Annotated in this window: 8 protein-coding genes, 1 rRNA gene and 1 pseudogene; 4 read left to right on the top strand and 6 right to left on the bottom strand. The window is 51.4% G+C overall.

The genetic code is table 11. The annotated features are described in order from the left end of the window. Window position 1 precedes the first annotated feature (1 nt). Both rbbA and JHL22_RS04390 read left to right on the top strand, forming a co-directional pair. Window positions 2-2,764: a ribosome-associated ATPase/putative transporter RbbA gene (gene rbbA / locus JHL22_RS04385; RefSeq protein WP_200234234.1), complete on the top strand. Its 2,763-nt coding sequence runs from the start codon at window positions 2-4 to the stop codon at window positions 2,762-2,764. A 2-nt stretch (window positions 2,765-2,766) separates the two neighbouring features. Beyond that, window positions 2,767-3,891: an ABC transporter permease gene (locus tag JHL22_RS04390; RefSeq protein WP_200234237.1), complete on the top strand. Its 1,125-nt coding sequence runs from the start codon at window positions 2,767-2,769 to the stop codon at window positions 3,889-3,891. A 134-nt stretch (window positions 3,892-4,025) separates the two neighbouring features. Here JHL22_RS04390 and JHL22_RS04395 read toward each other — a convergent pair whose 3' ends face one another. Beyond that, complete coding sequence (locus tag JHL22_RS04395; RefSeq protein WP_200234239.1) at window positions 4,026-4,874, bottom strand: LysR substrate-binding domain-containing protein; 849 nt, start codon at window positions 4,872-4,874, stop codon at window positions 4,026-4,028. Between the two features lie 143 nt (window positions 4,875-5,017). Between JHL22_RS04395 and JHL22_RS04400 the strand changes: the two genes are divergently transcribed. Next, a complete protein-coding gene (locus JHL22_RS04400; RefSeq protein WP_200234241.1) occupies window positions 5,018-5,596 on the top strand; it encodes a cysteine dioxygenase family protein in 579 nt (192 codons plus the stop codon). A 53-nt stretch (window positions 5,597-5,649) separates the two neighbouring features. Beyond that, window positions 5,650-7,245 carry a rhodanese-like domain-containing protein gene (locus JHL22_RS04405; RefSeq protein WP_200234243.1) on the top strand — a complete coding sequence of 532 codons (1,596 nt, stop codon included), beginning with the start codon at window positions 5,650-5,652 and terminating at the stop codon, window positions 7,243-7,245. Window positions 7,246-7,422: 177 nt separating this feature from the next. On the opposite strand, the pseudogene tnpC reads toward JHL22_RS04405, so the two are convergent. The 5 genes and pseudogenes from tnpC to rrf form a co-directional block, all read right to left on the bottom strand. Next, window positions 7,423-8,523: pseudogene (gene tnpC, locus JHL22_RS04410) on the bottom strand (IS66 family transposase); the annotation flags it as partial. Next, window positions 8,507-8,794, bottom strand: coding sequence for a hypothetical protein (locus JHL22_RS04415; RefSeq protein WP_200234329.1), 288 nt, complete (start codon window positions 8,792-8,794; stop codon window positions 8,507-8,509). The pseudogene tnpC and the gene JHL22_RS04415, both read right to left, overlap by 17 nt. Beyond that, window positions 8,772-9,104, bottom strand: a complete 333-nt coding sequence (tnpB, locus tag JHL22_RS04420) for an IS66 family insertion sequence element accessory protein TnpB (RefSeq protein ID WP_200234245.1) — start codon at window positions 9,102-9,104, stop codon at window positions 8,772-8,774. Before tnpB ends, JHL22_RS04415 begins: the two co-directional genes overlap by 23 nt. Next, complete coding sequence (gene tnpA, locus JHL22_RS04425) at window positions 9,101-9,475, bottom strand: IS66-like element accessory protein TnpA (protein ID WP_200234254.1); 375 nt, start codon at window positions 9,473-9,475, stop codon at window positions 9,101-9,103. Before tnpA ends, tnpB begins: the two co-directional genes overlap by 4 nt. A 188-nt stretch (window positions 9,476-9,663) precedes the next feature. Continuing rightward, a 5S ribosomal RNA gene (gene rrf / locus JHL22_RS04430) occupies window positions 9,664-9,774 on the bottom strand; the annotation flags it as partial.

Below are 9,774 nucleotides of genomic sequence, written 5' to 3' on the forward strand. Positions count from 1 at the left end.
CATGAATACACCGGTCGCCAGCCTGCAAGCGGTCAGCCTCAGTTATGGCAAAAAGCTGGCCCTGGACAATATCAGCCTGGATATCCCAGCGGGTACCATGGTGGGACTGATTGGCCCCGATGGCGTTGGCAAATCCAGTCTTTTATCTCTTGTTGCGGGTGCCCGCGCCATTCAGGCAGGCAGTGTCCAGGTGTTAAATGGCAGCATGGCCGATGCGGTACACCGTACCCAGGTCTGCCCTCATATTGCCTACATGCCCCAGGGGTTGGGCAAAAACCTCTATCCCACCCTGTCCATTGAAGAAAATCTGCAATTTTTTGCCCGCCTGTTCGGTCACGATGAACAGGAAAGGCGCCGGCGAATTGATGACCTTACCCGTAGCACTGGCCTATATCCATTTTTATCCCGGCCTGCTGGCAAACTGTCTGGCGGCATGAAGCAAAAACTGGGTTTGTGCTGCGCGCTCATTCACGACCCCAATTTATTGATTCTTGATGAGCCCACCACCGGTGTTGACCCGCTTGCACGCAATCAATTCTGGGATCTGATCAATCGTATCCGGCAAAGTCGGCCACAAATGAGCGTCATTGTTGCCACCGCCTATATGGAAGAAGCCGATCGCTTCGACTGGCTGATTGCCATGGACGATGGCAAGATATTAGCTACCGGTACGCCCCATGAACTACATGAAAAAACCGGTTCCCGCTCTCTTGAAGAAGCGTTCATCAGGCTGCTACCCGAAGAAAAACGGGCCGCTCATCAAGCCATTGTCATTCCCCCCTTCAATAAGGAAAACACCAATATTGCCATTGAAGCGCAAGATTTAACCATGCGCTTTGGTGATTTTGTGGCCGTTGACCATGTCAATTTCCGCATCAGGCAAGGTGAGATTTTCGGATTCCTGGGTTCCAACGGTTGCGGTAAATCCACCACCATGAAAATGCTCACGGGCTTGCTTGAGGCCTCTGAAGGAAAGGCCTGGCTGTTTGGCCAAGAGGTTAACCCCAAAGATATCGACACCCGCCGTCGGGTTGGCTATATGTCGCAGGCCTTTTCCCTTTACTCGGAGCTCACGGTCAAGCAAAACCTAGTGCTCCATGCCCGCCTGTTCAAAGTCCTTGAAGCGCAAATACCGGCCCGCGTCAAGGCCATGATCCAGCGTTTTGACCTTGAAGATACCATTGACGCCTTGCCCGACAACCTGCCCATGGGCGTGCGCCAGCGTTTGTCCCTGGCCGTTGCCGTGGTTCACGGGCCCGAGTTGCTGATTCTTGATGAGCCTACCTCAGGCGTAGATCCCATTGCCCGGGACCTGTTCTGGCAACTCATGATAGACCTGGCCCGCAAAGATGGCGTCACTGTTTTTATTTCTACCCACTTCATGAATGAGGCAGAACGCTGCGACCGGATATCCTTCATGCATGCAGGTAAGGTATTGGTTAGCGGCACACCGGCAGAACTGGTGCAACAACGTGGCACCCAAACGCTGGAAGATGCGTTTATTGCCTATCTGGAAGATGCGGTTCGTGAAGAAAACACCGCCAATCAACCTCCCTCTGAAGACACGGCAGAACCCGCAACGCCTGCCCAAACACCTGCCCATGATCCTATGCCAGAGCCGGCCATGGCAACAGGTTTCAGTTTTTCAAGGGCCTTCAGCTATACCCTGCTGGAAACCCTGCAATTGCAGCGTGATCCCGTACGCCGGACCCTTGCCCTGCTTGGCACCGCCCTTCTCATGTTTATTATGGGTTACGGTATCAGCATGGATGTGGAAGATCTGACGTTTGCCGTCCTGGACCGGGATCAAACCACCCTTAGCCAGAACTATACGCTGAATCTGGCCGGCTCCCGGTACTTCATAGAAAAGCCCCCTATCAAGGACTATGCCGATCTTGACCGGCGCATGCGAAGCAACGAGATCGTACTGGCTTTAGAAATACCGCCTGGTTTTGCCCGTGACATCAAGCAAGGGAAAAACGTCCAGATTGGTGCCTGGGTAGATGGCGCCAACCCGCAACGGGCAGAAACCGTCCAGGGCTATATCAGCGGCATGCATCAGGGCTGGCTGGCCACCATGGCGACCGAGCGCCTGGGCATCAACCCGGCCAGCACGGTACCGGTCTCTATCCAAACCCGCTTCCGTTATAACCCCGATGTAAAAAGTCTGCCCGCCATGGTGCCCGCCGTCATCCCCCTGTTGCTACTTATGATTCCGGCCATGCTTTCCGCCCTCTCGGTAGTCCGCGAAAAAGAGCTCGGCTCAATTATCAACCTGTACGTAACACCGGTTACCCGCAGCGAATTCCTGCTGGGCAAACAGGTGCCTTACGTTATTTTGGGCATGATGAACTTCCTGCTCATGACTTTTCTGGCGGTCACTGTTTTCGATGTTCCCATCAAGGGTAATTTCCTGGCGCTTTTACTGGCTGCTTTTTTGTACGTCCTGTTTGCAACCGGGGTGGGTCTGTTCGCTTCCACCTTCACCAAAAGCCAAATTGCCGCCATGTTCTTCACGATGGTCGGTACGCTGTTGCCCGCCATCCAGTTCTCGGGCCTGCTTAATCCGGTTTCCGCCCTGGAAGGTTTTGCGGCATTCATTGGCCATATATTTCCAACCACCTACTTTCTCATGATCAGCCGGGGAATCTTTAACAAGGCACTCGATTTTCAGGATCTGATGATTTATTACTGGCCCCTGCTGGCAGGCGCTATGGTGATTCTATTATTGTCCATTTTATTGCTGAAGAAGCAGGACGCCTGATCATGCCCAACTTCAAAAACATTTATCGCCTGGGAATCAAGGAATTCTGGAGTTTAATCAGAGATCCGATTCTGTTATTCCTGATTGTCTATACCTTTACCGTTTCTGTTTATACCGCCGCCACGGCCATGCCCGAAACCCTGCATGGCGCACCCATCGCGATTGTTGATGAAGACCGTTCCCCGCTATCGGGCCGGATTGCCAGTGCATTTTTCCCGCCACGTTTTACGCATCCGGAAATGATTTCCATTAATGAGATGGACGCTGGCATGGACGAAGGCCGTTTCACCTTTGCCCTTAATATCCCCCCTAACTTCCAGAAAGACGTGCTGGCCGGCAAACAGCCCGAAATCCAGCTAAATGTGGATGCCACCCGAATGTCACAAGCCTTTACCGGCAGCGGATACATCCAGCAGATTATCAATAGCGAAACGACAGAATTCGTCCAGGGCTATAAAGCCACCGAGGCGCCCATGGTTGATCTGGCCATGCGCATGCGCTTTAATCCAACGCTTGAGCGTGCCTGGTTTGGTGCCTTAATGGAAATCATCAACAGCATCACCATGCTTTCCATTATCCTGACCGGGGCCGCGCTTATTCGCGAACGCGAACACGGTACGATTGAACACCTGCTGGTCATGCCCGTAACACCCACCGAAATCATGCTGTCCAAAATATGGTCAATGGGCCTGGTTGTCCTGGTCTCGTCAGCCTTTTCACTGCAGATCATTGTGCAAGACGGGTTGGCTATTCCCATTGAAGGTTCAATTCTGCTTTTTCTTGCTGGTGCGGCCCTGCATCTGTTTGCCACTACGTCGATGGGTATATTCATGGCCACCCTATCACGCAATATGCCCCAGTTCGGACTGTTAATGGTGCTTGTCCTGCTGCCGCTGCAAATGCTTTCGGGCGGCAGTACGCCACGGGAAAGCATGCCACAGTTTGTCCAAGACATCATGCTGCTGGCCCCTACCACGCACTTTGTCTCATTAGGCCAGGCCATCCTTTATCGAGGCGCAGACTTTGCTGTTGTATGGCCCCAATTTCTGTCCCTGTTTATTATTGGCTTGATCCTGTTCCTGTTCTCGCTTAATCGTTTCCGGAAAATGCTTAGTCAAATGTCCTGATGTTACCCTGTATTGGACCTGATAACGACGACCTATTTCTTGTCCAGACCTACCGTAGCACGATCGGAATCAGACTGTATTATGAACTACCGCCACCTAACCAGTAAGGTTCAGGTGGGGGAATGCAGCGGGACTTATTCAAACTGTGCCCGTAACATTTTAAAAATATGTAAAACCAATGGGTTGATCGTGTCTTTTCGAGTCAGCAACCGGTAAGTCACCAAGGGTAATGCCGGCAAACCTTCTGATTCAGCCAGAACCCTCATATCAGGCCCAAGAAACTCGACACTGCGGGCCGTTACACCCAACCCGGCCCGAACAGCCGCCTTGATACCTGCCAAAGATGGCGCCAGATAATTAATACGCCATTGCGTCTGGCTTTGCGTAAGCGCGGTTAATGCAAGTTGCCGGAAGATGCTGGGTTCATCGGCCAGAATCAAAGGCAAGGTGGCCCCCCGGCTAAAAGGAAAATCTGCCGCGCATATCCACACCGTCGGAGAGGTACGCACCACAAAACCACTCAATCCAGGCGCTTCGCGTGTGGAAATCGTCATGTCAATATCACCGGATGCCAGCTGCTCCATCAAGGCAGGACTACGATCAACCTGAATATCCAGTTTTACTTTAGGCGCATGACGCGCTATATGGGTAAGCACGATTGGCAAAATGGTATCCGCCACATCAAAGGTCGCACCAAAACGAATATGCCCTTCCACTTGCTGCTGCCCTAGCGTGCGTAAGACTTCATCATTAATCGCCAGCAAACGCCGGGCATACATGGTCAGTTGTTTGCCTTGAACCGTCAGCTCCCTGTGCCGGCCCCGTTTTTCAAATAACGGATACCCTATCTGGGATTCCAGCCTTTGCATTTGCTGGCTGATGGCAGATTGTGTTTTGAACAATACCGCTGCCGCACCAGAAAATGTATTAGTTTTTTCGACAGTAACCAGTGTGCGCAACAAACCCAGATCCAGGTTATTCATAGGGAGTAGTAATATAAAAAATCATTAAAAAAAGAAAATACCGGGTTAATTCATTAGGATCCCTAATATATTAACCAAGATTTTTAATTAGTCAATGCTTGCGAAAATTACTATACTTTATAAAAGTCACAGGAGAACCACTCATGAGCAGTAACAATGGCAAGCAAAATGCCATCAATGCTTTCATAACCCTAGCCAAACAGCAAACAACCCCAGAGCCAAATCGTCAAGGTCTGGAGTCCGTGCGTGAAGGCCTGATCAATCTGGCCGCCAATAAAAGCTGGTGGTCAGAAGCAGACTATCCAGCGCCAGAAGGCGAAGAATTGCAAGCCCGCTATTTAATTCATTCAGAACCCGACAACAGCTTTGCCCTGTATCTTAATGTGATGAAGCCTGGCAAGAAAATCGTGCCGCATAACCATACAACATGGGCCTGTATTGCCGCTGTAGAGGGCACCGAAAGCAATTATTTGTACGACCGCACCGATAATGGCAGCATTAGCGGAAAAGCCAATCTCGTTCAAACGGCCATCAAAAGCATCGGCCCCGGTGAAGGCATCGCCTTAATGCCTGATGACATTCACGCCGTTCGCATTGAAGACAGCCTGATCCGCCACCTGCATATGTATGGCAAGGCACTGGAAACACTTACCGAAAGGCTGGCCTTTGATGTAGAAAACAATAGCTGCAAAATCATGGATATCGGTGTTAAAACCCGTTAGGGCAATTAACACCTGCAAAACCTTTCACTTCCAGATTCACCTTTCTATGAACAATGAAAACAATTGATGCCAAATTGCTGAAAAGCTGGATTCATGATGAACATGAAATAGCCGTACTGGATGTGCGTGAACACGGCCAATACGGAGAGAACCACCTTTTCTTTGCCGTTTCTTTACCCTATAGCGTGCTCGAACTGCATGTCAGAATACTTGTACCCCGTAAAAACACGCGTATTGTTGTTTATGCAGACCATAGCGGTGAATCAGTCGTGAAGGCTGCTGCCCAGGCCTTACAACGACTGGGCTATGCCCATATTCATATCCTGCAAGGAGGTATTCAAGCTTGGCAAGCGGCTGGATACGCCACCTTTGCCGGGGTCTACTTACCCAGTAAAACTTTTGGTGAACTGGCCGAGCACATCTATCAAACACCGCCTATTAGCGCCCGGCAATTGTATGAGCAGATACAATCCGAAAAGTCCAACCTGGTTATTCTGGATGGTCGCCCCATACAGGAATACCAGAAAATGAATATACCGGGCTCTATCTGCTGCCCCAACGGAGAGCTTGCCCTGCGCGCCCGTCAAATTGCACCTGATCCATCAACGACAATCGTCATCAATTGCGCGGGGCGCACTCGCAGCATTATTGGCGCCCAAACCCTGATCAATCTTGGCATTCCCAACCCCGTTTATGCACTTGAAAACGGCACTCAGGGTTGGTATCTGTCAGGCTATGAACTGGAACACCAGTCAGACCGGTTTTATCCGGAGCAAATCAATCCAGACTTGCTCGCTGATGCCAAGCAAAGCGCAAATAATCTGCTCAAAAAATTCGAGCTGCAAACAATTTCATTCCAGCAACTAAAAATCTGGCAAGAAGAATCAAATCGAACCACATACCTATTTGATGTGCGAACCGCTCAGGAATATGATAAAAGCCAGCTATCATCCGCTATACGGCATGCCCCAGGAGGGCAGCTGATTCAGGCAACCGACGAATATATTGGCGTCAGGAAGGCCCGCATCGTTTTAGCCGATTTTGACCAAATTCGGGCTCCTGTGATAGCCAGCTGGCTCAAACAGCTTGGCTGGGAAGTATATCTACTGGCAGACACCGATAAACTGGCAACAATAACGGTACAAATGGATGAAGGCCCTGTTGTGGTACATTCCCAAGCACTTTCTTCCGAGGATACCGTTAACTTCATCAAACGGTATCCGCAGGTTAGTATCCTGGACTGCAGGTCCAGTACGCAATTCCGTTCTGTTCATTTAAAGCATGCACAATGGGTCATTCGCCCCACCCTGTTCAAGCATGCCCCCAGTAATAAACAGGCACCTGTACTGTTACTGGGTACTGACAATAATACAACGGCACTATTGGCCACTGATATGGTAAACGCAGGGTATCAGAATATTCAGCAGGCAATATTTAATCCTTCTTTTTTTGAAGCGGCAGGCCTACCCCTGGAAAGGCAAAGCAACGTCCCACCCGATGCGGAATGCATTGATTTTCTGTTTTTTGTTCATGACAGACATAACGGCAACAAAGAGGCAGCCAAAAAATATCTAGAATGGGAAACCAATCTTGTATCGCAAATAGATGAAGAAGAAAGAAATACCTTCAATTTTAATTTGTCTGCTTAAGGAAGCAGTACGTTTGAAATAAACAAACTGCCTAGCACGCACCTGAAGTAAGCAAGCTAGGTAGCACAAGCATAAAAAAACGGGCACGGGCCCGTTTTTTTATGTCTGATTTTTACTAGCGCTGTAAGCGTTCGGTAATCCCACATTGACTTGGCCGCGTAAGCGGCCAATATTCTTTCAAGCACCCGTTGCCGGTGCCCAGTGGTGCGGCAACAATTCCTCAATATCGCTGTTCTGTTGCGTCGGTAAACGCATCAAGACATCTTTCAGATAGGCATACGGATCGTGGCCGTTGAGCTTGGCCGATTGAATCAGGCTCATGACGGCCGCCTCCCGTTGGCCCGCCCGCAAGGAACCGGCGAAGAGCCAGTTCTTGCGACCAATCGCGATGGGCCGAATCTGATTTTCAATCCGGTTATTATCAATCGGTAACTGGCCATCATCCAGATAACGGGTCAGCGTCACCCAGCGTTTCAGGCTGTAATCCAGCGCCCTGGCAATGCCGGTATTATCAGGCACTTTCTGGCGATGTGCCAGCACCCAGGCATGCAGGGCATCGGCCACTGGCCGAGCCCGCTGTTGGCGTAATTGCAAGCGTTCTGCTGCTGACAGGCCTTTGGCCTGTCGCTCCACCTCGTAGAGCTGACCCATCAATTGCAGGGCCTGTTCGGCCAACTGGCTTTGATTGGCCTGCTGTAAATCAAAGAACTTGCGGCGGGCATGCGCCATGCAACCCACCTCGGTAATGCCCTGGGTAAAGCAGACTTTATAACCGGTGTAATCATCACAGACCAGATGGCCTTGCCAATCCCCGAAGAAGCGGCGGGCATGTTCACCGGCACGCCCTTCGGTAAAGTCATAGATCACGGCATTCAAGGGTGCGGTGTCGCTGCTGGTATAGGCCCACAGGTAAGCGCGTTTCGTATTTTTCTGGCCCGGTTGCAGCATTAAGACTGGGATCTCATCGGCGTGCAAGACAGCTTGCTCCAACAACAAACGCCGTAACGCAGCCACCAGCGGTTGCAGGCGTACACCACACACACCGACCCATTCAGCCAGGGTAGAACGCGCCAGCCTAACACCGGCACGGGCAAAGATCTGCTCCTGCCGATACAACGGCAGATGATCCGCATATTTGGCCACCAGCACCTGGGACAGCAAGCCCGGCGTCGGGATGCCCTTGTCGATGATATGGGCGGGCAATGGGGCCAGGGTTATTGGCTCGCAGTCACGGCAGGCCCATTTGCCATGAATGTGACGCTCAACCGTAAAGTTGCCCGAAAACCGCAATCTCATGCGTGAGCTTACGAATGTGGGCGTCTTTAAACTGATTATCCTGACCCAAATAAGTCACATCTTTGGTGAGGTGTTCGACGTTCCCCATCAATTGCCGAACCAGCGCGCGTAGTGCGTGCTCGTCCAGTTGATCCAGATCGGGAGGGGAAACAGTCGTCTTTGTCATGGGGTGCAGTATGCCATAACGGGCCTGCCTGAACCATCGGTATCTCACCGGATTGCCAGCCGGTTTACAGCAGCGTGATCGCCGCATCAGCCCCCAGGCGTTGCCAGGGCAGCCCCATCAGCAAGGCCTGTACCTGTTCAGTGCTTAACGGGCATTGCGTTGTGTCCGCCTGCGCCCAGTTAAAGCGTCCCTGGTGTAAACGCCGCACGGTCAGCCAGATGCCCAGGCCATCATGCACCAGCACCTTTAAACGGGTGCCCCGTTTATTACTGAACAGATAGGCCTGATGCGGTTGTGCGCTACCGAAAACCTGTACCACCCGGGCCAGCAAAGTGTCCATACCCGCGCGCATGTCAATGGGCTCCACCGCCAGCCAGACTTGGTCGATACGGATCATCGCAGTACTTCACGAATAAATGTAGCGCAACCTTGGGCATCATGCAGCGGCCACTGCATGCTCAGGTTGATCTGCTTGCCTTGCAGCGTTACTTGAATATGGCCGGCGCTATCTTGTTGGATGGGACGAACCACTTCGGCCGACGTTGGCAAGGCGATAAAAGACGGGGTTGCCGGTGTCTTTGCTTGCGCCTCGCGTATCCAGCGATGAAGCATGTTGTCATTAATATTGTGTGCCCGGGCAATGGCCGCCACGGAGGTGGCCGGGTCTTGGCACAAGGCAACCAAATGGGCCTTGAATGCCGGACTGTAAACCCGTCGACGGGATTGCCGTGCCGGTTCTGCGGCAGGTGTCTCTGTTAGATAGTCCATACGTGTCCATTTAATGATCGTGGACACGTATATTCTCGCTTAATAGCGTGTTTGAAAAGGTGGTTTTACCGGAGGCTTACATTACTTGGGCAATCATGGTTGCATGGCCTTGATGGATACAGCGCCAAAAGCGACAGGCAATAAAAAACCCCTTCAGATATCTCTGAAGGGGTTTTTTTGAATAAAGAGCCTGACGATGACCTACTTTCACGGATGTCCATCCACTATCATCGGCGCGAAGGCGTTTCACTGTCCTGTTCGGGAAGGGAAGGAGTGGGTCCACCTTGCTATGGTCGTCA

The sequence above is a fragment of the Advenella mandrilli genome (assembly GCF_016595155.1).
Classification (GTDB): Bacteria; Pseudomonadota; Gammaproteobacteria; order Burkholderiales; family Burkholderiaceae_B; genus Advenella; species Advenella mandrilli.

Bases quoted from the DNA above. Each gene is read 5' to 3' on its own strand.
- rbbA (WP_200234234.1), top strand. From the start codon at position 2: ATGAATACACCGGTCGCCAGCCTGCAAGCGGTCAGCCTCAGTTATGGC.
- tnpA (WP_200234254.1), bottom strand. From the start codon at position 9,475: ATGGACTATCTAACAGAGACACCTGCCGCAGAACCGGCACGGCAATCC.
- tnpB (WP_200234245.1), bottom strand. From the start codon at position 9,104: ATGATCCGTATCGACCAAGTCTGGCTGGCGGTGGAGCCCATTGACATG.
- JHL22_RS04390 (WP_200234237.1), top strand. From the start codon at position 2,767: ATGCCCAACTTCAAAAACATTTATCGCCTGGGAATCAAGGAATTCTGG.
- JHL22_RS04400 (WP_200234241.1), top strand. From the start codon at position 5,018: ATGAGCAGTAACAATGGCAAGCAAAATGCCATCAATGCTTTCATAACC.
- JHL22_RS04405 (WP_200234243.1), top strand. From the start codon at position 5,650: ATGAAAACAATTGATGCCAAATTGCTGAAAAGCTGGATTCATGATGAA.
- JHL22_RS04415 (WP_200234329.1), bottom strand. From the start codon at position 8,794: ATGCGGCGATCACGCTGCTGTAAACCGGCTGGCAATCCGGTGAGATAC.
- JHL22_RS04395 (WP_200234239.1), bottom strand. From the start codon at position 4,874: ATGAATAACCTGGATCTGGGTTTGTTGCGCACACTGGTTACTGTCGAA.